At 70.6% G+C, this 22,046-nt stretch carries 19 protein-coding genes; 10 read left to right on the top strand and 9 right to left on the bottom strand.

What is annotated here, in order from left to right; translation table 11 throughout:
* Window positions 1-135: 135 nt before the first annotated feature.
* Complete coding sequence (locus E3T61_RS06335) at window positions 136-507, top strand: FKBP-type peptidyl-prolyl cis-trans isomerase (protein WP_130178319.1); 372 nt, start codon at window positions 136-138, stop codon at window positions 505-507.
* Window positions 508-629: 122 nt separating this feature from the next.
* Window positions 630-1,070, top strand: coding sequence for a hypothetical protein (locus E3T61_RS06330; protein ID WP_134640052.1), 441 nt, complete (start codon window positions 630-632; stop codon window positions 1,068-1,070).
* On the opposite strand, the gene E3T61_RS06325 is transcribed toward E3T61_RS06330, so the two are convergent.
* The 4 genes from E3T61_RS06325 to E3T61_RS06310 all read right to left on the bottom strand — a co-directional run bounded on the left by E3T61_RS06325 (window position 1,067) and on the right by E3T61_RS06310 (window position 3,855).
* Window positions 1,067-1,492, bottom strand: coding sequence for a pyridoxamine 5'-phosphate oxidase family protein (locus tag E3T61_RS06325; protein WP_134640051.1), 426 nt, complete (start codon window positions 1,490-1,492; stop codon window positions 1,067-1,069). The genes E3T61_RS06330 and E3T61_RS06325 overlap by 4 nt on opposite strands.
* A gap of 99 nt (window positions 1,493-1,591) precedes the next feature.
* Complete coding sequence (locus E3T61_RS06320) at window positions 1,592-1,858, bottom strand: protealysin inhibitor emfourin (protein WP_130178321.1); 267 nt, start codon at window positions 1,856-1,858, stop codon at window positions 1,592-1,594.
* Window positions 1,859-1,949: 91 nt separating this feature from the next.
* A complete protein-coding gene (locus E3T61_RS06315; RefSeq protein ID WP_134640050.1) occupies window positions 1,950-3,056 on the bottom strand; it encodes a M4 family metallopeptidase in 1,107 nt (368 codons plus the stop codon).
* A 37-nt stretch (window positions 3,057-3,093) separates the two neighbouring features.
* A complete protein-coding gene (locus tag E3T61_RS06310; RefSeq protein ID WP_134640049.1) occupies window positions 3,094-3,855 on the bottom strand; it encodes an SDR family NAD(P)-dependent oxidoreductase in 762 nt (253 codons plus the stop codon).
* 171 nt (window positions 3,856-4,026) lie between these two features.
* Between E3T61_RS06310 and E3T61_RS06305 the strand changes: the two genes are divergently transcribed.
* Window positions 4,027-4,905, top strand: coding sequence for an LLM class flavin-dependent oxidoreductase (locus tag E3T61_RS06305; RefSeq protein WP_134640048.1), 879 nt, complete (start codon window positions 4,027-4,029; stop codon window positions 4,903-4,905).
* Window positions 4,906-4,920: 15 nt separating this feature from the next.
* On the opposite strand, the gene E3T61_RS06300 is transcribed toward E3T61_RS06305, so the two are convergent.
* The 3 genes from E3T61_RS06300 to nirB all read right to left on the bottom strand — a co-directional run bounded on the left by E3T61_RS06300 (window position 4,921) and on the right by nirB (window position 9,971).
* Window positions 4,921-6,027, bottom strand: a complete 1,107-nt coding sequence (locus tag E3T61_RS06300; RefSeq protein WP_255455657.1) for a uroporphyrinogen-III synthase — start codon at window positions 6,025-6,027, stop codon at window positions 4,921-4,923.
* 76 nt (window positions 6,028-6,103) lie between these two features.
* Window positions 6,104-7,204, bottom strand: a complete 1,101-nt coding sequence (gene cobA, locus E3T61_RS06295) for a uroporphyrinogen-III C-methyltransferase (protein WP_134640046.1) — start codon at window positions 7,202-7,204, stop codon at window positions 6,104-6,106.
* A gap of 4 nt (window positions 7,205-7,208) precedes the next feature.
* A complete protein-coding gene (gene nirB, locus E3T61_RS06290) occupies window positions 7,209-9,971 on the bottom strand; it encodes a nitrite reductase large subunit NirB (RefSeq protein ID WP_134640045.1) in 2,763 nt (920 codons plus the stop codon).
* Window positions 9,972-10,202: 231 nt separating this feature from the next.
* Between nirB and nirD the strand changes: the two genes are divergently transcribed.
* The 6 genes from nirD (at window position 10,203) to E3T61_RS06260 (ending at window position 19,616) form a co-directional block, all read left to right on the top strand.
* On the top strand, window positions 10,203-10,625 hold the full coding sequence (nirD, locus tag E3T61_RS06285; protein WP_134640044.1) for a nitrite reductase small subunit NirD: 423 nt from the start codon (window positions 10,203-10,205) through the stop codon (window positions 10,623-10,625).
* The gene (locus tag E3T61_RS06280; protein WP_134640043.1) at window positions 10,622-11,425 is read left to right on the top strand and encodes a sirohydrochlorin chelatase; all 804 of its coding nucleotides are present in this window, start codon (window positions 10,622-10,624) and stop codon (window positions 11,423-11,425) included. The genes nirD and E3T61_RS06280 overlap by 4 nt, the downstream gene beginning before the upstream one ends.
* A gap of 244 nt (window positions 11,426-11,669) precedes the next feature.
* A complete protein-coding gene (locus tag E3T61_RS06275; RefSeq protein WP_134640042.1) occupies window positions 11,670-13,088 on the top strand; it encodes an MFS transporter in 1,419 nt (472 codons plus the stop codon).
* A gap of 170 nt (window positions 13,089-13,258) precedes the next feature.
* On the top strand, window positions 13,259-15,409 hold the full coding sequence (locus tag E3T61_RS06270; RefSeq protein WP_241992429.1) for a molybdopterin oxidoreductase family protein: 2,151 nt from the start codon (window positions 13,259-13,261) through the stop codon (window positions 15,407-15,409).
* Window positions 15,402-17,129: an FAD-dependent oxidoreductase gene (locus E3T61_RS06265; protein WP_134640040.1), complete on the top strand. Its 1,728-nt coding sequence runs from the start codon at window positions 15,402-15,404 to the stop codon at window positions 17,127-17,129. Before E3T61_RS06270 ends, E3T61_RS06265 begins: the two co-directional genes overlap by 8 nt.
* Before the next feature lie 123 nt (window positions 17,130-17,252).
* Window positions 17,253-19,616, top strand: a complete 2,364-nt coding sequence (locus E3T61_RS06260; RefSeq protein WP_134640039.1) for an FdhF/YdeP family oxidoreductase — start codon at window positions 17,253-17,255, stop codon at window positions 19,614-19,616.
* Between the two features lie 86 nt (window positions 19,617-19,702).
* Here the strand turns inward: E3T61_RS06260 and E3T61_RS06255 are convergent, their stop codons facing one another.
* Window positions 19,703-20,029 carry a DUF6457 domain-containing protein gene (locus E3T61_RS06255; RefSeq protein ID WP_134640038.1) on the bottom strand — a complete coding sequence of 109 codons (327 nt, stop codon included), beginning with the start codon at window positions 20,027-20,029 and terminating at the stop codon, window positions 19,703-19,705.
* 229 nt (window positions 20,030-20,258) lie between these two features.
* On the opposite strand from E3T61_RS06255, the gene E3T61_RS06250 reads away from it, so the two are divergent.
* The gene (locus E3T61_RS06250) at window positions 20,259-20,774 is read left to right on the top strand and encodes a 2'-5' RNA ligase family protein (protein ID WP_134640037.1); all 516 of its coding nucleotides are present in this window, start codon (window positions 20,259-20,261) and stop codon (window positions 20,772-20,774) included.
* Window positions 20,775-20,837: 63 nt separating this feature from the next.
* Here E3T61_RS06250 and E3T61_RS06245 read toward each other — a convergent pair whose 3' ends face one another.
* The gene (locus E3T61_RS06245; RefSeq protein WP_134640036.1) at window positions 20,838-22,031 is read right to left on the bottom strand and encodes a molybdopterin molybdotransferase MoeA; all 1,194 of its coding nucleotides are present in this window, start codon (window positions 22,029-22,031) and stop codon (window positions 20,838-20,840) included.
* Window positions 22,032-22,046 lie beyond the last annotated feature (15 nt).

Genomic DNA, 22,046 nt, shown 5'->3' with positions numbered 1-22,046 from the left:
CCGGTGGTGTGGCAATGCCGACAACTCTCCCGGTGCGACGAGTTTTGTGAGATAAGGATGCACCCTGCGGCGGCGTTCGCGCAAGGGGGAATTTCCAGGTGTGCGTCAGAGCCCGTAATCCGATTGGATGGTCTCATGACTGATTTGAATGCCAAGCCCGAACTCGACTTCCCGGAGGGCCCCGCGCCCGAACAGCTCGACATCGTCGACATCGTGGTGGGTGACGGGGCCGAGGCCACCGCCGGCGCCACCGTCGACGTGCACTACCTCGGTGTCGAATACGACACCGGCGAAGAGTTCGACTCGTCCTGGAACCGGGGCCAGTCGATCAACTTCCCGCTGGGCTCGCTCATCGCCGGCTGGCAGCAGGGCATCCCCGGCATGAAGGTGGGCGGCCGACGCAAGCTCACCGTGCCGGCACACCTGGCCTACGGCCCGGCCGGCTCCGGCCACCGTCTGTCCGGCAAGACCCTGATCTTCGTCATCGACCTGCTCGGCGTCAGCTAGATCGTTCGATCCATACCCGCTTGATTCGTCAGCGGTGGCCCCGGAGAATGCCTACGGCTCTCCGGGGCCTTTTGCGGACGCCTGCCCTCGCTTTCCCAGGTGCCGCGCACCGATAATGGGGCATGATCACAATCGACTGTGCCCGTGCTCTGCAGCAGGCCGGATTGTCCTGGCATCCGGCATCCGGTGACGCCTTCCGCATCGAGCGGCCGGGCTTCGACTCCGAGGTCTTCACGGTCAGCGAGATGACCATCGAGGCGCACGAGTTCGACACCGGCACCATCCTCGGTTTCAACGGAACGACGGAGTGGGCGCTCGATTCGCTCGCACTGGAGGATGCGCTGTGGTTACCGCGCGAGGACCAGTTGCGGGCGCTCCTTCGCGGCACGTTCCGCGCCCTGCACCGGCTCGGCGACGAGCGTTACCGGGTGAGCGTGCACGTGAGTGGCGCCGACGAGGTCTTCGAGGCGGCCACGGCGGCGGATGCCTACGGCATTGCGGTGCTGATGCTGATCGGGCTCTCCGGCGAGGGCCGGGTTGCTCCGGCCGCAGCCAGCGACTAGTACCGTTCCGGTTCCGGTTCCAGGGCGAACCGGCGCCCGCTCAGCTCGGTCGGGGTGATCTCCACCCAAATGTACTTGAGGGTGGGAACGAGCGGCCGCAGCGGGAGCGCGTTGGCGGCTTCGATCTCGGCCTGGGTGTCGAGGACCCGGGCGATGCCCTTCACGACGACGCTCCAGGCGTCGGAGCGACCGATGTCGTCGGTCTCGAGAGCGACCCTGTTGTTCACGGTGAGAGCCAAGAGCTTGGTTCCCTCTGCGGTGCGAAACAACAGGCGCTTGTCGGCGGCGACGAAGTTGAGCGGGAAGATCTCAATGTCGTCCGCGACGGCAGCCGCGAGACGGCCGAAGCTCGAGGAGAGCAGCAACTCCCAGCACTCGTCCTCGCTGAGAATGCGAACCGGATCCGAGTCGTTGATGTCCATACCTCATAGTCCCACTTTGCGGTCCGCTCGGCGACTCCGCCACAGTGGAGCACTCCAGCCGCCGGAATGTGGTGCGCTTCTGTGCGGCGCGGACCATGGTCAGCGTTCGCTGGCGGCGCGGACCCTGTCAATCAGGTCTTTCCAGGCACCCTGCACCTGAGGCTCGGCGAGCACGACCTCGTGCGGTGCGCACCGGATGCGGTACACGTAACGGTCCGGCGCCGGTGTGGTGTCTTCGGCCTCATCCCAGGGCAGCTCCTCGAGGAACTTCATCCAGGCGGCCGCATCCGGTTGTTCGTCGACCTGCAGATCCCAGGTGACCCGGAGCCCAGCGAACCCTCCGCTGCGTGAGACGACGACCTTCATGGCCCCATGGTACGTCCGGCCGGGGAACGATCGGGGATGCCGGGACGATCGGAAGTGGCTTCCCAGTGAACGCCGGGTGATACCCGGCCCGTCAGGAGGCCGCCTGCAGCGGATCGAAGCCCAGGCCCACGCCGTCCCAGCCGGCGAGAACGGCGTCGTGCTCCGCGGAGCCGGTGCCGTAGCGGATGGACGCGGCCGTCGCCGTCGCCGCGGCGAAGGCCGCGAAATCGGCGGTGGCGGTGAGATTCGGCCCGGTCAGCGTGTCGTACCAGATCTGCCCGGCTGCCTCCCAGGCATTTCCACCGATGGCCTCGGCCACCAGGTAGAACGCCCGGTTGGGAATCCCCGAATTGAGGTGTACCCCACCATGGTCGTCGTCGGTTTCGATGTAGCCGTCCATCGACGCCGGCTGCGGGTCGGTGCCGAGAACGTCGTCGTCGTAGGCGGTGCCCGGGGCTTTCATCGACCGCAGCGCCTGGCCCTGCACCTGCTCGGTGAAGAGCCCCGCACCGATCAACCAGCTCGCCGATTGGGCGTCATGACCGGCGGCGTACTGTTCGACGAGTGCACCGAACACATCCGACACCGATTCGTTGAGGGCGCCGGACTGGCCCTGGTAGGCGAGGTTGGCGCTGTACTGGGTGACGCCGTGGGTGAGCTCATGCGCGATCACGCTCAACGAGACGGTGAACCTGTTGAAGACCTCGCCGTCGCCGTCGCCGAACACCATACGTTCGCCATCCCAGAAGGCGTTGTCGTAGTTCCGGCCGTAGTGCACCGTGGCGTCCAACGGCAGGCCGCGGCCGTCGATGGAGTCGCGCTGGTACCGGCTCCAGTACAGCCCGTGGGTGTCGCCGAGCCCGCTGTAGGCCTCGTTGACCGCCACGTCCGCGACCGGACCCTGCCCCTCGGTTCTCACGGTGCGGCCGGGGAGCTGCTGCAGTTGACCGGCATCGCTGATGGTGCGGGTGGGGTGGCCGGGCACGGCCCGGACTCTCGGCGTGGGCAGGACGCCGGTGCGGCGCTCGACCCGCAGGTTGCGGATGGGCCCGTCGAGACGAAGGGACCTCCGCGCGGCCTCGGCCGCCGCCTCGAAACGCGGATCGTCGACCGTGGCCAGGCGCTCGAGGAGGTAGGGCGGAACGACTCCGCATCGGACGTGAGGGACGGGGCTCTGAGTCTGGTCTGTGCCTGTCATGCGGTGAGTCTGCCAGTACCGTCCGACATCCGCGCCCTCACATCGCCGACCAGCCGCCGTCTGACGCCAGGATGATGCCTGTGACGTTCGCGGAGTCAGCGCTGGCGAGCCAGGTGATGGCGGCGGCGAGCTGCTCGGAGGTGGCCACCGGCGGCAACACGTGCTGGAACACGGGCCCGAGGACCGACCCGGCCAGCGGGGAGAGCATCGGTGCCTCGATGTTGGTCTGCACCCCGCCGGGCGCGACGGCGTTGCAACGGATGCCCTGGGCCGAGTACATGACGGAGGTGTTGCGGGTCAGGCCGATCACGGCGTGCTTGGACGCCGTGTAGGCCACCCCCGCCGCGCCGCCGCGGAGACCCGCTTCCGAGGTGACGTTCACGATCGAGCCGCCGCCGCCGGCGACCATGACGGGCAGGGCGGCGCGGATCAGGCGCATCATCCCGGTCACGTTGACGCCGAAGACCCGCTCCCAGGTGTCGTCGTCGACCTCCGCGACGGGCAGGAAACCGTCCATGATGCCCGCGACGTTGGCGACCACGTCGATGCGGCCGTTCGCCGCGGCGACCAGCCGGGTCGAGGTGTCCTCGTGGCTGATGTCGCCGTCGATCGTGACGATGTCGAGGTCGCCGTACTGGTCGACGAGCTCCTGCAGGCGGGCGGGAACCACGTCGCCGGCGATCACCCTGGCGCCCTCCTGGGCGAGGCGCACGGCGCTGGCCTTGCCGATCCCGGAGCCGGCTCCGGTGACGATGGCGGTCTGGCCGGCGAACCGGCCCGGGGTCACGGCGGTGTCCATCGGGAGCTCCTTTGCAGTCCTGACGCGGGTGGTTCGGGTGTGCCGCGGGCGTGAACCTGCGAACGCACCATTCATAGCACCGTCTGGGCGGGACGGTAGTGGGAGTCAGCGACGGGAAGAACGGCGGGAGAGCTCAGGGATGCCGGCCGAGTCGGTTTGTAGACTTCGGGTATGCGCCATGGAATCGTGATCCTGCCCCAGTTCGAGTGGCCGGAGGCCCGCCGCAAATGGCAGGCCGCCGAACAGTATGGTTTCGCCCACGCCTGGACCTACGATCACCTGTCCTGGCGCAGCCTGGCCGACCAGCCGTGGCACGCCACCATCCCCACGCTGTCCGCCGCCGCCGCGGTCACCGACCGGATCCGGTTGGGTACCTTCGTCGCGTCGCCGAATTTTCGGCATCCGGTGCCCTTCGCCAAGGAGATCGCCACCGTCGATGACATCTCCGGCGGGCGGATGCTGCTGGGGGTGGGGTCGGGCGGAACGGGCTTCGACGCGTTTGTGCTCGGCCAACCTGCCTATACGCCGCGTCAGCGGCACGAGAGGTTCGCCGAGTTCGTGACCGACCTCGACCGGCTGCTGCGCCACGAGCAGCCCGGCGCCGGCGGGTTCAGCTTCGCCGGGGACTGGTTCAGCGCGGTGGACGCCCGCATGGTGGGCCGGCCGGCCCAGACCCCCCGGGTGCCGTTCGTGATCGCCGCCAATGGTCCGAAGGGCCTGAAGCTGGTGGCCGAGCACGCGGCAGGCTGGGTGACCACGGGCGCCGACGGCGCCGTGGGCGAGGAGTGGTGGAGCGCCGTGTCGGCCCTGGTGGGCCGGCTGGAGGACACCCTCGCCGCCGCGGGCCGCGAGCCCGGCACGCTGGACCGTTACCTCTCGCTCGACAGCGGCGGCGCCTATTCGCTGCAGAGCATCGGCGCCTTCGACGACGCTGCCGGGCGCGCGGGCGAGCTCGGCTTCACCGACGTGATCAGCCACTGGCCGCGCCCCGACGGCATCTACGCCGGCTCGGAGTCGGTGCTGGACGAGGTCGCCGCCCGCCTCGCCTAACCCGCCCCCACGCCGTTAGACGTCGATGCGGTAGCCGCGCTTGATCACGGTGGCGACCAGGGCGGGCACCGGCAGGGCCTGGCGCAGCCGGCTGATGGCCACGTCGACGGCATGGTCGTCCTGGATCTCTGGCAGCGCCGCCGTGAGGTCCGCCCGGGAGAGCACCGAGCCACGCGCGGCGAGTAGGGCGCGCATCAGGGTGAGCGAGGTGGGCGCCAGCAGGGCGGATGCGCCGGCGACCGACACGCGGCGGCCGCGCAGCTCCACAGATCCGTGCCGGCTGTCCAGGCGCAGAATGCGCTCCTCAACGAGGTAGTCGCAGACCAGCTTGATCAACGCGCCCATGCGGAACCGCTCAGGCACGATCGGGGTGATGCCCGCGGCGACCAGGGGCGCGGCGGTGACGTGGCCGACCGCGGCGGCCACGACGGGTCCGCGCAGGGCCTCCTGCAGCGCTTCGAGCCGACCGACGCCATCCGCCGCGCCGAACAGAGCCTCGACGGCCGGGGCGCTGGTGAAGGTGACCGCGTCGAGCGACCCGGTGCAGACGGCGTCGATGAGCTTCTGAACCCGGCTGGAATCCTCCGGCAGCAGCCAACGGTACGGCGCCACGGTGAGCACCGTCGCGCCGGCGTCGTGCAGCCGCTGGATCTGGGACTCGTCGGTGAACCCGTGCAACTGCACGGCCACGGTCAGTCCGGCCGCGCCCTCGCCGAGCACCTTGTCCACGAGCGAGCGGGTGGTTTCCTCGTCGCTCATGCCGGAGTCGTCCAGGTTGGCGGCCCGGATGGCGCCGCGAGCCTTGGGCCCGCGCACGAAGATGCGACTGTGCTCGAGGGTGTTGGTGAGGTCGTGGCCGAGCCCGGCCGCATCCGCCGCTTCGAACCAGCGACGCACACCGTACGAGGTGGTCGCCAGCAGGATGTCCGGGCGTCCGGCGATGATCGCGGCGGTGTCGGCGGTGATCCGTGAGTCGTCCGCGGCGGCGGCGATGCGGATGGCCGGGGCGTGCAGCACGTCGGCGCCGCGGCGTTCGAACGCGGCGATCAGGTCTTCACTTCGACGGTCTGAGGTGACGCCGATGCGGAAGCCCTCGAGCTGGTCCGGACGGAAGCCGGGCAGCCCCGCTTCGATTCCGATGTCGTTAACGGTGTCTCCGATGGTCTGGGGCAGAGTTGTCTGGGTCGCGTGGGGCGGGTTACCTCTGGCCTGAGAGTGTAGCGGCGTTCGCGAGCACCGCCACCGCCGCGGCGTCGTCGCACTGGGCCAGGCGCACCACCTCGCCGATCACGAGCACGGCGGGGGAGCGGGCGCCGACCTCGCCGGCCACCGTCACCACGGTGTCGATATCGGCCACCGTGGTGCGCTGCTGCGCGGAGAAGCCGCGCTCGATGATGGCGACGGGCATGTCGGCGCGCATGCCGTGCCGGGCCAGCCCGCTGGCCAGGTGCGGCAGGGTGCCCACCCCCATCAGCACCACGATGGTGCCGCCAAGGCCCACCAGGTGGGCGAGTTCCTCCTCGCTGAGCGGCACGTGGCCGCTCAGAACCGTGAACAGCCGCGAGACGTCGCGATGGGTGACCGGGATGCCCGCCAGCGCCGGCACGGCGATGGCGCTGGTGACCCCGGAAATGACGGTGACCGGTACGCCTGCGGCACGGCAGGCGGCCATTTCTTCGCCGCCACGGCCGAACACGAACGGGTCGCCGCCCTTGAGCCGCACGACCGTGAGGCCGGAGAGGGCACTGGCCACCAGCATCCGTTCGATCTCGGCCTGCGGCACGGCGTGGTGGCCGGGATGTTTGCCCACGTTGACCTGTTCGGCACCCGGCGCCCACTCGTTCAGCCGTTCGTGCGGGCCGAGCCTGTCGTAGTAGACGATGTCGGCGCCGGCCAGTGCTCTGAGGGCGGCGACGGTGAGCAGCTCGTCGTCGCCGGGGCCGCCGCCGACGAGGGTGACGTGGCCGGGCCGGGAGACGGGGGCGGCGGCCTCGCGGGTGAGCCAGACGGAGCGTTCGGCGCAGGCAGCCACGAGCAGCGGCTGGGCCTCGGCGGGCAGGTCGACGGCCACGACGAGGTCGACGGCCGAGACCAGGTCGCGCCAGCCGCTCGGGGAGTGCGGCCAGGTCACCGGCCGCACCAGCGGGTTGGGCACCTCGTAGGTGTCGGCGGCGAGGTAGACCACCGCGCCGGCGGCGACGTAGCGGGCGATGACCCGGCGCGCGGGCCGGCTGCCGCCGATCACGAGCACGCGGCGGCCGGTCACGTCGAGGGAAATGTCGAGGGACGGGTTCGGCATGGTCTCATTCTCCCTTGTCGTGCGCGCCGGCGGCGGCTGAGTGTCGTCCGGTTTCGGTGCGGTCGGCCGGCCGCATCGGGATGCGGGCGCCGGCGAGCAAAACGGGCCCAGAGGCGGGGGCGCTGTCGTCGGGCTCGTTGACGCTCACTCCGAAGAAGTCGGCGCCGGTCTGCGTTTCGGGCGCCTCTGCCGCATCCGCCCGCGCTGCGCGCTCGCCGGGCCAGGCCGGCCGTGGCTGGCCGCGCTCGAGCACCTGCACGATGGCCGGGTCGGGGGTGGTCGGCGCGTTCACGAACGAGCGGAACCGGCGCAGCCGCTCCGGATCCTTGAGCGTCGCCGCCCACTCGTCCTCGTAGCTGCCCACGTGTGCGGCCATGGCCAGTTCCAGCTCGGCGGCCAGGCCCAGGCTGTCGTTCACGACCACGTCGCGCACGTGCTCGAGTCCACCGGGAAGTTCTTCCTGCCAGCGCGCGGTGCGCTGCAGGCGGTCGCCGGTGCGGATGTAGTACATCAGGTAGCGGTCGATGTAGGCGATCAGGGTGTCGTCGTCGAGGTCCTGGGCCAGAAGCTGGGCGTGCGCCGGCTGGAAGCCGCCGTTGCCGCCCACGTAGAGGTTCCAGCCCTGATCGGTGGCGATGATGCCGATGTCCTTGCCGCGGGCCTCAGCGCACTCGCGGGCGCAACCGGAGACGCCGAGCTTGAATTTGTGCGGCGAGCGCAGCCCCCGGTAGCGCAGCTCCAGCTGGATGGCCATCGAGACGGCGTCCTGCACGCCGAACCGGCACCAGGTGCTGCCGACGCAGCTTTTGACGGTGCGCAGTGACTTGCCGTACGCCTGGCCGGACTCGAACCCGGCGTCGACGAGGATGGTCCAGATCTCGGGCAGCTGTTCGAGCCGGGCACCGAACATGTCGATGCGCTGTCCGCCGGTGATCTTGGTATAGAGGTTGTACTGTTCGGCGACCTCTGCGATCACCTTGAGCTTGGCCGGGGTGATCTCCCCGCCGGGGATCCGCGGCACCACCGAGTAGGTGCCGTCCTTCTGCATGTTGGCCAGGGCACGATCGTTGGTGTCCTGCAGGCCGCCACGGCCGGCATCCAGCACGTAGCCGTTGGTCTGGGTGGCCAGGATCGACGCGATGGTGGGCTTGCAGATGTCGCAGCCGAGGCCGGTGCCGAAGCGCTCCATGATCTCGTCGAACGAGGTGAGTTGCAGGATGCGCACGCTCTCGAACAGTTCGCTGCGGCTGAAGACGATGTGCTCGCAGAGGGCGGTGGAGACCTCGATGCCGGCCTTCTGCAGCTCGGTCTCGAGGATCTTCTTGACCAGCGGAACGCAGGAGCCACACTGGGTGCCGGCGCGGGTGCAGGCCTTGAGCGGGCCGAGTTCGGTGCAGGCCTCGCCGTGGTCGCCGCGAATGGCTTCGCGGACGGCGCCGACCGAGACGTTGTTGCAGGAGCACAGCTGCACGTCGTCGGGCAGGTCGCTGCCCGCGGGCGGTTCGGCGCCGGCGGCGGAGAGGTAGGCGCCGGGCTCTGCGGGCAGTTCACGGCCGAGCAGGGGGCGGAGAGAGGTGTACGGCGAGGCGTCGCCGACGAAGATGCCACCGAGCAGGGTCTTGGCATCGCCCGTGACGACGATCTTCTGGTACAGGCCGCGGGCCGGATCGGCGTAGACCACTTCGAGGCAGTGTTCGGTGCGGCCCAGGGCGTCGCCGAAGCTGGCCACCTCCACGCCGGAGAGCTTGAGCTTGGTGGCGTCGTCGATGCCGGGGAAGAGGGCCTCGCCGCCGTGCAGACGGTCGGCGGCGACCTCGGCCATGGCGTTGGCCGGGGCGACCAGGCCCACGCAGACGCCGTTGATGCTGGCCACCTCGCCGATGGCCCAGATATCGGCGGCGGAGGTACGGCAGTCGTCGCCGATGACGATGCCGCCGCGCGGGCCGAGGTCCAGGCCCGCCGCGCGGGCGATTTCGTCGCGCGGGGTGATGCCGATGGAGAAGACCACCAGATCGGCGTGCAGCTGGGTTCCGTTGCCGAGGGCGACGCCGAGGACCCGTCCGGTGGGGGAGCGCAAGATCTCGGTGGGCCGGGTGCCGAGGGCCAGGGTGATGCCCTGCGCGCCGATCAGCCGGCCGAGCGCTTGGCCGGCACCCTCGTCGAGCTGGGCGCTCATCAACCAGTTGCCCGAGTGCACCAGGGTGGATGCGGCGCCGAGCCTGGCGAGACCGCCGGCGGCCTCGAGGCCGAGCAGTCCGCCGCCGACGACGACGACGTTGGCCGGACGGCCCAGGCGTTCCCGCAGCCGGGTGATCTCACCGACGAGGAAGTCGACGTCTTCGAGGGTGCGGTAGACGTGGCCGGCCTCGGCGCCGGGGATAGGCGGCACGGTGGCCGCGGAGCCGGTGGCGAAGACGAGGTCGTCGTAGTCGACGCGTTCGCCACCTTCGAGGGTGATGGCCTTGGTCTCGGCGTCGAGGCCGACGACCGTGCTGCCGCCGCGGTAGCTGATCGCCTCGGCATCCCAGAGCGTGGTGTCGCCGAGGGTGAGGTCTTCTGAATCGACCAGACGGCGGGACAGCGCCACCCGGTCGTAGGGCAGGTGCGGCTCCTCGCCGAACACCGTCACGGTGTGTGCGATGCTGCCGGCCGCGGTCGCGCGGGCTGCCATCGCTTCGGTGAACCTGTGGGCGGCGGGGCCGCCGCCGATCACCACGACGCGTCGGGGCGTGCCGGAGTGATCCGGGGCGGGGGTGACGTTGTCCATGGGATGGCCTTTCCGAGTCATGAGCTGTTCCGTCAGCCTAAAAGTCGGCGATTTCTCTGCCGTGTCCCCGACGTAACGGAGTGTGACGGGCGCCTCACGTCGTTTTGGGAGCACTGAGAGGTCTTCGTTACGCGATCGTCACGGCCTCGCAGGATGACCGTCACGCGGGCTGCCTACCGTTGACACCAGCAACCGCTCGACCCGCGTCTCGCCCACCCACTGGAGGATCCCGTGCACACACCCACCGACTCGCACGACTCCGCAGGCACCGCCGCCGAGTGGACCAGCGTGTGCGCCCTCGACAGCCTCGAACCGCTCTGGGGGGAGGCCGCGCTGATCGACGGTGTGCAGGTCGCCCTGGTGCTGCTGCCGGACGGCAGCCTGTACGCCGTGTCCAACCAGGACCCGGCGACGGGCTCCTTCGTGATGAGCCGGGGGATCGTCGGCTCCCGCGGCGCCCGGCCCACCCTGGCCTCACCGCTGCACAAACAGGTCTACGACCTCGAAACCGGCGAGTGCTTCACCTCACTCGACTACGTGCTCCGCACCTTCCCGGTGCGCATCGACCACGGCACGGTACAGATCCAGGTGCGCGAGCAGGCCGAGCGCGGGGCACAGTCCGAACCCGCCGTGGTGGAGTTCGCGGCAGCATGATCGTCGTTCCGGTGCGGCCCGCCCCGGTGCGCACCGTTCAGACAGGCGGCGCCCCGGTGCTGCTGGCGACCTCGCACGGCACCAGCGACCCCGCAGGGCAGCGCGCCGTCCTGGCCCTCGTCGACGCCGTGGCTGCCGCGGCACCCCAGCTCACCGTGGTGGGCGGCTACGTCGACGTGCAGAGCCCGGATGTGCCCACCTGCCTGACCGGCATCGCGGCCGAAGCCGCCGCCCGGCCGGTCGTGATCGTCCCGCTGCTCCTCTCGGCCGGCTACCACGTGCGCGTGGACCTCGCCGAGGCGGCCGCGGAGGCCGGCCAGCCGGTGCGGGTCACCGGGGCCCTCGGCCCCGACCCGCGCCTGGCCCGGATCCTGGCCGACCGGCTGCACGAGATCGACCTGCAGCCCTCCGACACCGTGGTGCTCGCCGCGGCCGGCTCCACCGACGCCAACGCCGTCGCCGACTGCCACACCGTCGGCGGCCAGCTCGCCGCGGTGCTCGGTCGCTCTGTCACGGTCGGGTTCATCTCCGCCGCCGAGCCCCGGCTGGCCGACGCCGTGCTCACCGCCCGCGCCGCGGCATCCGGCCGAGTCGTGGTGGCCACCTACCTGCTCGCGCCCGGCTACTTCGCCGGCCTGGCCGAGACCTGCGGCGCGGATGCCGTGAGCCGGCCTCTCCTGGTGGACGGCGAGGCACCGCCGCAGCGGCTCGTCGACGTGGTCCTGGACCTCTACGCGTCCACCGCCCGGCTGGAGCAGGCGCTCGCCGGACTGCCCTGGTCGTTCAGCACCCGTTCCTGACCGGCGGAATCACGCTCGACCCGTGTATTCCTCCTCAACGACGGAGTCGCGGCGCTCATGTGTCCGACATGTAACAGCGGCCTATCAGCGGCGCTCGCCGGGGGTGAGAACACGGTGACGAGAAGGTAACTGGCCCAGCGTCCCGCCGAAACACCGGCTGCGTAGCGTCGAAGACACACCACCACCGCAGTTCCGGCACCACTTCCCGCAGCACTCCCGGCACCACATTCTTGAGGAGAACCTGATGACCACGACGACCAGCGCCCCACCCGCCCCGGTCTCCGCGACCACCCCTACCGTTCCGTCCGCCGAACTGGTGCACCGCCCGGGCCGGTGGATCGACAACTGGAACGCCGAGAACCCCACGCAGTGGGCGGGCGGCGGCAAGTCCATCGCCTCCCGCAACCTCAAGTGGTCGATCTTCGCCGAATTCCTCGGCTTCGTGATCTGGCAGCTCTGGAGCATCGTGGTGGTACAGCTGCCGAACGCCGGTTTCACGTTCGACACCGGCCAGATCTTCTGGCTCATCTCCATCCCCACTCTCGTCGGTGCCACCATGCGGTTCCCCTACACGTTCCTGGTTCCCAAGTTCGGTGGCCGCAACTGGACCATCATCTCGGCGGGCCTGCTGCTCATCCCGTCAATCGGGTTGGGCATCGCGGTGGGCAACCCGGACACCCCGTTCCCGGTGATGCTGCTCATCGCCGCGCTCGCCGGTCTCGGCGGCGGCAACTTCGCCTCCTCGATGTCGAACATCACCTACTTCTACCCGCAGAGCCAGAAGGGGTACGCGCTCGGCCTGAACGCCGCCGGCGGCAACCTCGGTGCAGCCGTCGCCCAGCTGGTCGTGCCCATCGTGATCACCCTCGGTGCCCTCGGCACACTGAACCTGCCACTGGCCGGCTTCTTCTGGGTGCCGTTCATCCTGCTCGCCATGTTCGGGGCCTGGAAGTACATGGACAACCTCTCCAGCGCCAAGGCCGACTTCGCCGGCTCGATCGCCGCGGTGAAGGAACCGCACCTGTGGATCATGGCGTTCCTCTACATCGGCACCTTCGGCTCGTTCATCGGCTTCGCCAGCGTGTTCCCCAAGCTCATCGCCGACCAGTTTCCCGACTACTCCTCGTTCCAGGTCGTTTCCGCATCCCTGTCGCTCGCGTTCCTCGGCGCCCTCACCGGTTCCCTGGCCCGCCCGTTCGGCGGTCGCCTGGCCGACCGCTTCGGCGGTGCCCTGGTGACCGTCTTCGCTTTCGGCGTGATGGCCGTCGGCGCGGTGCTGGTGAACCTGGTGCTGCCGCTGGGCAGCTTCTGGCTGTTCCTGGTCACGTTCCTGCTGATCTTCGTGGCCACCGGCGTCGGCAACGGTTCCACCTACCGCATGATCCCCAGTGTCTTCGCCGCCAAGAGCGGGGTCACGGATGCCCACAGGGAGTCCGGCGATGTCGGCACGCAGCGCAAGACCGCGGCGGCCCTCGGCCTCATCTCCGCCATCGGCGCCTACGGCGGATTCGTCATCCCGCAGGTGCTCGGCTTCTCGAAGACCTCGACGGGCGACTATTCCAGCGCGATCTTCGCCTTCGCCGGCGCCTACGTCGTGATGATGGCCGTCACCGCGTTCGTCTACCTCCGCCGCGGCTCCTCCGTGGCCGGCCACCGCATCTAGCTCTTCTCGCTCGCAAATCGCACCCCGCACATCCCGCGAAAGCGGTCGTGTGGTCGCCTCAGCCAGCTGAAGCAACCACACGGCCGCTCTCGCGAACTTGTGCTCCCACGAAAGGCACCACCGTGAACCCCGTCGACACGCACTGCCCGTACTGCGCCCTGCAGTGCGCGATGACGCTCACACCCGCCGCCGCAGCAGCCACGCCCGCAGCAGCAGCCACGCCCGCCGCCCGCCCGGCGCCGGCCGTCCGCCCCGCGGATGCGATCGGCCTCCCGGTCTCCATCGCCGGCCGGGCCTTCCCCACCAACCGCGGCGGCCTCTGCAAGAAGGGCTGGACCGCGGCCGAACTGCTCGGCTCGGCCGAGCGCATCCGGGAACCCATGCGGCGCGCGGCCGACGGTAGCTTCGCCCCGATCTCCTGGACGGACGCGCTCGACCTGATCGCCGATAGGCTCCGCGCCAGCCGGGCCGAGCACGGCGCCGACTCCGTGGGTGTGTTCGGCGGCGGCGGGCTGACCAATGAGAAGGCCTACCAGCTGGGCAAGTTCACCCGCCTGGCCCTCGGCTCCTCCCGCATCGACTACAACGGCCGGTTCTGCATGTCCAGCGCGGCGGCGGCCGGCAACCGGGCCTTCGGCCTCGACCGTGGCCTGCCGTTCCGGGTCGAAGACCTCGACGCGGCCGACACCATCCTGATGCTCGGCTCCAATGTGGCCCAGACCATGCCGCCGTTCATCGGCCACCTCGACGGTGCCCGGCAAGCGGGCGGCCTCATCGTCGTCGACCCGCGCCGTACCGCCACCGCCCGCCTGACCGACGACGGCGCCGGCCTGCACGTGCAGCCCGCCCCCGGTACAGACCTGGTGCTGCTGCTCGGGCTCACCCATCTGGTTCTGGCCGAACGCCTCGCTGACACCGACTACCTCGCCCGGCGCACCACCGGCTTCGACCAGCTGCGTTACAGCGTGGCCGGCTGGTATCCCCAGCGGGTGCAGGAGCACACCGGGGTGCCGGTCCGGCAGCTGAGGGAACTGGCGAGCCGGCTGGCCGCCGGCCGGGGCACCTACATCATCACCGGACGCGGCGTCGAGCAGCACGTCGACGGTACCGACACGGCCACCGCGGCCATCAACCTCGCGCTCGTGCTCGGCCTGGTCGGCACGACCCATTCCGGCTACGGCACCCTCACCGGGCAGGGCAACGGGCAGGGCGGCCGGGAACACGGCCAGAAATGCGACCAGCTGCCCGGCTACCGCAAGATCACCGACCCGGCCGCCCGCGCCCATGTCGCCGGAGTCTGGGGAGTCGAGCCGGAGCAGATCCCCGGCGCGGGCATCCCCGCCGTCGAACTACTGGGCGCGCTCGGCCGGCCGGGCGGCATCCGCACCCTGCTCGTGCACGGCGCCAACGTCGTGGTCTCTGCACCGGATGCCGACAGCGTTCGCCGGGGCCTGAAGAACCTCGACTTCCTGGTCGTCTGCGACTTTTTTTTCTCCGAGACCGCCGCGCTGGCCGACGTGGTGCTGCCGGTCACCCAGTGGGCCGAGGAGGAGGGCACCATGACGTCGCTCGAGGGGCGAGTTCTGCGCCGCCGGCGGGCGATCGACCCGCCCGCCGGCGTGCGCAGCGAACTGTGGATCTTCCAGGAGCTGGCCCGGCGCCTGGACGCCCCCGGCGTGTACAGCGCCGACCCCAGCGCCGTCTTCGACGAGCTCTGCCAGGCCTCGGCGGGCGGAATCGCCGACTACTCCGGCCTCGACTACACACTGCTGGATGCGGGGGAGCCGGCCTACTGGCCCTACCCGGCCGGGTCCGGCGGCACCCCGCGGTTGTTCCTGGACCGGTTCGCGCACGACGACGGCCGGGCCCGCATCGTGGCCGTGACGCCGCGCGGCGTGCTGGCGCCGGCGCAGACCCGGGGGGCGCTCACGCTCATCACCGGCCGGCTGCTGGAGCACTACCAGTCCGGTGCGCAGACCCGGCGGGTGGCCGAACTCGCCACCGCCCAGCCCGAGGCCCGCATGCAGGTGCATCCGGCCACCGCCGCCGGGCTCGGCCTGACCGATGGTGGCTGGGCCGAACTGGCCAACGAGCGCGGCACTGTGCGCTGCCGCGCGCAGCTGAGCGCCGACATCCGGCCAGATACGGTCTTCCTGCCGTTCCACTTCCCCGCCGACCAGCGCGCCAACCTGCTCACCGCCGCGGCCACCGACCCGATCTCCGGGATGCCCGAATTCAAGCGCACTGCTGTGCGGGTGCGGGCGATCGCGGGTCCTGACCTGCCGACCACCGACCACGAGAGGGTGATGGCGGATGCCTGAACCGACCGGAGCCGCACGCCCCACCCCCGAACGCATCGTCGTCGTCGGCTACGGCCCCGTCGGCGCCAGGTTCGTCGACGAAATCCTGCCGCTGGTGGAGGCCGGCCTGGCCGACCTCACCGTGGTCGGCGCCGAAGGGGAGCACGCCTACAACCGCGTGCTGCTGGCCGACTACGCCGTTGGCCGTACCGACCGCGACACCCTCGACCTCACCGACGGCAGCCGGGCCCGAGCCGCCGGCGCCCGCATCCTCACCGGCACCGCAGTCGTAGCGGTGAACCGCACCATCCGCACGGTCAGTCTCGGCGATGGCAGCACCCTGCCCTACGACAGGCTCGTGCTGGCCACCGGTGCCCGCGCCAATGTGCCCACCCTCGACGGTGTCAAGCGGGTGCGGCGCGGCCTGATGAAGCCCGGCGCGGCTGCCGCCACCCTCGATTCCGCCGAGGCCCCGCTGCCGAGCGGCATCAGTGCGCTGCGCGACCTCGCCGACGCCGCCACCGTTCTGGCGGCCGTGCAGGCCGGCCAACGCATCGTGGTGCTCGGCGCCGGCGTGCTGGGCATGGAGATCGCGCTCGCCGCGGCGGCCGCCGGCGCCCAGGTCTGCGTGGTCTACCACGGCGAGATCCCGATGAACCGCAACCTCGACCGCGGTGCCGGCTCGGTGCTCACCCGCAGCGCCAGGCGCGCCGGGGTCACCATGGTCAACCACGCCCGCGCCGAGAGCGTCCTGTTCCACCACGACGACGCCGGCGTCGAACGCTTCGAAGCCCTCATCTGCGCCGACGGCAAGCAGATCAGCGGCGACCTGCTGCTGCTCTCCTGCGGCGTGGGCGCCCGCACCGAACTGGCCCACCTGGCCGGCCTGCCGGTGTCCACCGGTGTGCTGGTCGACGAGTCGTTGCAGAGCTGGGCGGATGCGGCCATCCACGCCATCGGCGACTGCGCGCACGTGGCCGCCCGCCCCGTCGACGCCGACCTCGGCGCAGCCTGGAACGGTGCCCGGATGGCCCCGGCCGGCGGGCCCTCCGGCCTGATCGGTCCGGGCTGGCGCCAGGCCGACAGCCTCGCGGCCCGGTTCAGTGCCGAGATCACCGCCGGCATGACCACGGCCGGCACGACCACGGTCGACTGGGGCGCGGCGCCCGCGGTTGCGGAGTCAGCGCCGGTGCTTGCTGCCGGGCCCGGGGCATCCGTCGTGATGCTCAAGGCCGAGGGAATCGACGTGGTCGCCGCCGGCGACACCGCGGCCGACCCGTTCGATGTCGACGATTCGGCGCACGCGCACGGCTGCGCCGCCGGGGACCCGGCACCGCTGGCAGTGGCGCAGTGGGCCGACCCCGAGCATGGCCGGTACGTGAAGATGGTCACCCGTGGTGGCATCCTCACCGGCTTCGTCTGCGTGGGTATGCCGCGCACCGGCGCCGAACTGACCCTGTTGTTCGAGCGAGGCAGCGAACTGCCCGCCGACAGGTCGGTGCTGCTCCGGTTCGACGGCCCCGACTACGACCCGGAGACCGCGGGCGATGCCTTCGCGCCGGAGTCCACGGTGTGCTGGTGCAACGGTGTGACCGTGGAGGCGATCGCCGCCTCCGCCGCGGCGGGCAACGTCACCGTGGCCTGCATCGGGGCGGCCACCCGAGCGGGCACCGGCTGCGGCGGCTGCAAGGGACGCATCGGCGAGGTCCTCGAGCGCGCCGCCGCCCAGAGTGTGCCCTGAACAGCCCAGGGTCCTTGCCGTGAGCCGCGGATGCTGATAGCTCTGACAGGGTAACTCCAATGTTCTCCGGGGCGACGGCGCAGAGGTGCCGGTGGATCCCGGCCGGCGAAAGGGATGCCCAGGATGACGCCCAAGAAAGTGACCACCAACCCGGCGGCGCACCAGAAGAGTCCCGTGCACCTGGACGACACCGACGAGTCGGGGGAGTCCACCCTCGAGGTCGGCTCGCCCAAGTCCTGGGCGGCGGGGGTGCCGGGCGTGCTGCACTCCACCATCCCGGCGCTGGAAGGCATGGGCGTCAGTCGCAGCCGCAAGACCCTCCTGGCGATGAACCAGAAGGACGGCTTCGACTGCATGAGCTGTGCCTGGCCGGATCCCACCCACCGCAAGACGTTCGAATTCTGCGAGAACGGCGCCAAGGCCGTCACCTGGGAGGCCACGCCCATCACGATCGGTAGGGAATGGTGGGCCGAGCATCCGGTCAGCGACCTGCTCGGCCGCACTGACTACTGGCTGGGCATGCAGGGGCGGCTGACCGAACCCGTGTACAAGGCCGCCGGCGACGACCACTACCGGCCGATCGGCTGGGCGGAGGCGTTCAGGGTGATCGCCGACAAGCTCAACGGGCTGGACTCGCCCGACCAGGCCGCCTTCTACACGAGCGGCCGCACCTCCAATGAGGCCGCCTTCGCTTACCAGCTCTTCGTGCGCGCCTTCGGCACCAATAACCTGCCGGACTGCTCCAATATGTGCCACGAGTCGTCGGGCTGGGCGATGGGGCAGACCATCGGCATCGGCAAGGCCACCATTACCTACGACGACTTCGGCAAGGCCGACCTCATCATCGTGATGGGCCAGAACCCGGGCACCAATCACCCGCGGATGCTGACCGCCCTGGAGGAGGCGAAGGAGAACGGCGCCGAGATCGTCGCGGTCAATCCCATGCCGGAGGCCGGCCTCAAGCGTTACAAGAACCCGCAGCGGGTGAAGGGCATCATCGGGCACGGCACCGACATGGCCGACCAGTTCGTGCAGGTACGGCTCGGCGGTGACATGGCGCTGCTGCAGGCGGTGTCCAAGCGGGTGCTCGCCGCGGAGGCCGCGAACCCGGGCACCGTTCTCGACCACGAGTTCCTGCGTGAGCACTGCCAGGGTCTCGAGGAACTCACAGCACACCTCGCCCGGGTCGACGAGAAGGCCGTGCTCGAGGCCACCGGGCTGCGCGCCGCCGAGATCGACGAGCTTGCCGCCCGGTACCTCCGTGCCGAGAAGGTGATCATCACCTGGGCGATGGGGCTCACCCAGCACAAGAAGGGCGTCGCCACCATCAAGGAGATCATCAACCTGCTGCTGCTGCGGGGCAACATCGGCAAGCCCGGCGCCGGCGCCTCGCCGATCCGTGGGCACAGCAACGTGCAGGGCGACCGCACGATGGGCATCTGGGAGCAGATGCCGCCGGCGTTCCTGGACGCCCTCGAACGGGAGTTCGGCTTCAACCCGCCCCGCGAGCACGGTGTGGATGCCGTCGCCACCATCCGGGGGCTGCGGGACGGTCAGATCAAGGTCTTCATGGCCCTCGGCGGCAACCTGGTCAGCGCGATCAGCGACACCCAGGCCGCCGAGGCCGCCATGCACGGCGCCGAAATGACGGTGCAGGTTTCCACCAAGCTCAACCGTTCACACGCCGTGGTGGGCGATGAGGCCCTGATCCTGCCGACAATGGGACGCACCGAGATCGACCGGCAGGCCACCGGGGAACAGTTCGTGTCGGTGGAGGACACCGTCTGCGCCGTGCATCCGTCCTGGGGCAAGGTGAGCCCGGTCGCGCCCACCCTGCTCTCCGAGGTGGCCATCGTCAGCCGCCTCGCCCGCGCCGTGCTGGGCACGAAGGTGAATGTGGACTGGACGGGCTTCGAGCGCGACTACGACCTGATCCGGGAGCACATCTCGCACGTCGTCGCCGGCTGCGACGACTACAACACCAAGATCCGCCGGGAGGGCGGCTTCCTGCTTCCGAACGGGCCGCGCGACTCCCGCACCTTCCCCACCCCCACAGGCAAGGCGATGCTCACGGTCAACGACCTCGAGCACCTGGACCGGCCCGACGGCACGCTCATCCTGCAGACCCTGCGCTCGCACGACCAGTTCAACACCACCATCTACGGCCATGACGACAGGTACCGCGGCATCAAGAAGGGCCGGCACGTGGTGTTCGTCAACCCCAACGACCTGGTCGAGCTGGGCTTGGCCGACGAGCAGCTGGTGGATGTCCACGGCGTCTACGACGACGGCGTCGACCGGGTGCTGCACGGGTTCCGAGCGGTGGCGTATCCCACCGCCCGGGGATGCGCGGCGGCGTACTACCCGGAGGCGAATGTGCTCGTTCCGCTCGACCAGGTGGCGGAGGGCAGCAACACCCCGGTGTCCAAGGCCGTGATCGTGCGGTTGGAACCGGCGCACAACGTCGAAGCGGTGCTGACCACGTAGGCGCCGTTCGTCGTCTGGGGCGGCCCACGTCGACGGCTGCAGGGCGCCACGACACCGGCGGCTGCAGACCGGTGCCGCACCGACGGCTACTGCGCGGTGTTCGCCCAGCCGTCGTCGATGCCGCCGTCCCCGGTCTTCCGGGTGGCCTGCCTGGCCACGTCGACGGCGCGCTGCACGGCGTCGGTCACGGACTGTTTGTCGGAGGTGCTCGTCAGGCCGGCCGCATAGCCCACCAGGAAGGTGCTGATCGGTCCGCCGTCGGGCCCCACTGCTCGGGAGGTATCGGCGGCCAGTCCGAGGAGCAGGGGGTAGTCGACGTCGAGGTCGAGAATCTGCAGTGCCTGGGTCAACCGTCGGCTGAGGTCGTCGAGCCGGCCGTCGGGCCGCCCGTCGTCGGGTACGGGGGCGTTCATGGGTCTCCTTCGGTCGGGGCAGGAAACGTGCGCTCCAGAAATAGCACCGGAAAGGTGCCACGGCAATCGGTCGGTCCGCGCGGTTCCCTGCGACGAACGTTTATCAGGACAACGGCCGGCAGAAAGGATGCTGTGCCGGATTCCGTCCTTGGAATCTCACTTCTTCCCGTAAACGTGGTGCGCTATCCGTGGTGCGATGGGCCAGCCGGGAACAGGGCAGGATGAAGCCATGCGAAGCATCGAGTTGACCTTCGACCCGGCTACCGAGGCTGCGTTTCGCGCGGAGTGGACGGCATTGGAGGAGGCCGGGCTGCCGAATCTGGGCCGGCACCAGGGTGCGAGCAACCGGCCGCACCTCACGCTGGCGGCCGGACCGGCACTCGAGCTCACGGATGCCGTGCGGGCCGCGTTCGACCGGGCGGCCGCGCCGCTGCCCGTTGAACTCAGGGTCTCCGGACTGGTGCTGTTCCGGGCGGGGCCCGGCCGGTTCGTGCTCGCCCGCCCCGTGGTGATGACCAGGGTCCTGCTGGAGGTGCACCGGACCGTGCTCGGAGTGGCGCCAGGGGCCGTGGAGCTCACCCGGCCCGATCGGTGGACGCCGCACGTCACCCTCGCCCGCCGGCTCGGCGCCGATCAGGTCGGCCATGCGCTCGCGGTTCTCGGTGAGCCGCCGGCGGCCGGGTCCTGCGTCGCGGCACGGTTCTGGAACGGCGAGACGAAGACCCTCACTTCCCTGGCCTGTTGAGCAGCCGTCTGCCAGCACCTGGGCCACTCCGAGAGGCCGACGGCCGACGGCAGACCGGAGCGGTTACCAGGGCAGCGGAAGCGTGGCGACCGGGTCGGGGGCGCACGCCCCGCCGGGTGGGACCACGGCCACACCGTCGGCCTCCGCGAGCCCGCGCAGCATGCCGGAGCCCTGCCGTGCTGTGGGCACCGCGCCGTCGTCGGTGAGCCGGTATGCCACCAGACGGGTCGACCCGCTGAGGTTGGCGATGTCGTGCGCGAGGGCCACCCGGTCCAGGGGCAGCAGCGGCCGGCCGAGCAGCCCGTCGATCAGCGGCATCCCCAGGCTGGCCAGGACCAGCATGGCGGCCAGCGGGTTGCCGGGCAGGCAGAGCATCAGCCGGCCGTCGCCCAGGCGGGCCACCATGACGGGGTGGCCGGGCCGCATCCGTACCCCGTCGATGAGCACGCTCGCACCGAGAGCGGCCAGGGCCGCGCGCACATGGTCTGCGGGGCCGCGGGCGCTGCCACCGGTGCTGATCACCAACGCGGCCGTGCTCGAACGGATGGCGTCGATGGTCTGACCGAGGTCGTCCGGCAGCCGCCGCAGCGCGCTCAGCCTCACGCCGAGCCCCGTCAGCAGCGCCGGGAACTCGGGGGAGTAGGCATCCCGCACCTGGCCGGGACCGGGGACGCCGGACTGGATCACCTCGGTGCCGAGCAGCAGCAGCTCCACGGTCGGCGGTGTGGTCACAGTGAGCGTGTCGTGGCCGGTCACCGCCGCCAGCGCCACCCGCGGCGCCGTGAGCAGGCAGCCGGGCTCCAACATCCTCTCGTCGAGTCCGCACTCCTCGCCGCGCCCCCGCACGTGCTCACCGAGGGCCGGCTCGGTGGAACGGGTGCCCGCCGAACGGATCAGCACGGGCCCCGCGCCCCCGGCAGTCGCGGGGGCGAGCTGACCCTTTTCCGAGCGCAGGATGCCGTGGGTGCCGGCCGGCACACAGGCGCCGGTGGCGATCGGCCGCGCGGTCCCTGGCGCGAGGGCGGTCGTTGTCGGCGGGTCGCCCGCCAGGATCGCATCGCCCACGATCCACGGTTCTGCGCCGTTGACGGCCCAGCCGTCCATGGCGGAGGACGCGAAGCTCGGCAGCGCCGTCAGCGAGCGCACCTCGGCGGCGAGCGTGCGTCCGACGGCCTCGGACAGGGCCACGGTCTCGGTGCCACCGGGCATTCCCGTGCCCAACCGGTGCACGGTGTCCCTGGCCTCCAGCCACTCCATCAGAGCACCACGCCG

It is taken from the genome of Cryobacterium lactosi (assembly GCF_004403945.1).
Classification (GTDB): domain Bacteria; phylum Actinomycetota; class Actinomycetes; order Actinomycetales; family Microbacteriaceae; genus Cryobacterium; species Cryobacterium lactosi.
The sequence above is the reverse complement of the archived record's forward strand: the minus strand, read 5'-3'. Positions and strand labels throughout refer to the sequence as shown.

What these genes read in the sequence shown, in the direction of transcription:
- E3T61_RS06335 (WP_130178319.1), top strand. Translation starts at nt 136, where the DNA reads ATGACTGATTTGAATGCCAAGCCCGAACTCGACTTCCCGGAGGGCCCC.
- E3T61_RS06330 (WP_134640052.1), top strand. Translation starts at nt 630, where the DNA reads ATGATCACAATCGACTGTGCCCGTGCTCTGCAGCAGGCCGGATTGTCC.
- E3T61_RS06325 (WP_134640051.1), bottom strand. Translation starts at nt 1,492, where the DNA reads ATGGACATCAACGACTCGGATCCGGTTCGCATTCTCAGCGAGGACGAG.
- E3T61_RS06320 (WP_130178321.1), bottom strand. Translation starts at nt 1,858, where the DNA reads ATGAAGGTCGTCGTCTCACGCAGCGGAGGGTTCGCTGGGCTCCGGGTC.
- E3T61_RS06315 (WP_134640050.1), bottom strand. Translation starts at nt 3,056, where the DNA reads ATGACAGGCACAGACCAGACTCAGAGCCCCGTCCCTCACGTCCGATGC.
- E3T61_RS06310 (WP_134640049.1), bottom strand. Translation starts at nt 3,855, where the DNA reads ATGGACACCGCCGTGACCCCGGGCCGGTTCGCCGGCCAGACCGCCATC.
- E3T61_RS06305 (WP_134640048.1), top strand. Translation starts at nt 4,027, where the DNA reads ATGCGCCATGGAATCGTGATCCTGCCCCAGTTCGAGTGGCCGGAGGCC.
- cobA (WP_134640046.1), bottom strand. Translation starts at nt 7,204, where the DNA reads ATGCCGAACCCGTCCCTCGACATTTCCCTCGACGTGACCGGCCGCCGC.
- nirB (WP_134640045.1), bottom strand. Translation starts at nt 9,971, where the DNA reads ATGGACAACGTCACCCCCGCCCCGGATCACTCCGGCACGCCCCGACGC.
- E3T61_RS06280 (WP_134640043.1), top strand. Translation starts at nt 10,622, where the DNA reads ATGATCGTCGTTCCGGTGCGGCCCGCCCCGGTGCGCACCGTTCAGACA.
- E3T61_RS06275 (WP_134640042.1), top strand. Translation starts at nt 11,670, where the DNA reads ATGACCACGACGACCAGCGCCCCACCCGCCCCGGTCTCCGCGACCACC.
- E3T61_RS06270 (WP_241992429.1), top strand. Translation starts at nt 13,259, where the DNA reads ATGACGCTCACACCCGCCGCCGCAGCAGCCACGCCCGCAGCAGCAGCC.
- E3T61_RS06265 (WP_134640040.1), top strand. Translation starts at nt 15,402, where the DNA reads ATGCCTGAACCGACCGGAGCCGCACGCCCCACCCCCGAACGCATCGTC.
- E3T61_RS06260 (WP_134640039.1), top strand. Translation starts at nt 17,253, where the DNA reads ATGACGCCCAAGAAAGTGACCACCAACCCGGCGGCGCACCAGAAGAGT.
- E3T61_RS06255 (WP_134640038.1), bottom strand. Translation starts at nt 20,029, where the DNA reads ATGAACGCCCCCGTACCCGACGACGGGCGGCCCGACGGCCGGCTCGAC.
- E3T61_RS06250 (WP_134640037.1), top strand. Translation starts at nt 20,259, where the DNA reads ATGCGAAGCATCGAGTTGACCTTCGACCCGGCTACCGAGGCTGCGTTT.
- E3T61_RS06245 (WP_134640036.1), bottom strand. Translation starts at nt 22,031, where the DNA reads ATGGAGTGGCTGGAGGCCAGGGACACCGTGCACCGGTTGGGCACGGGA.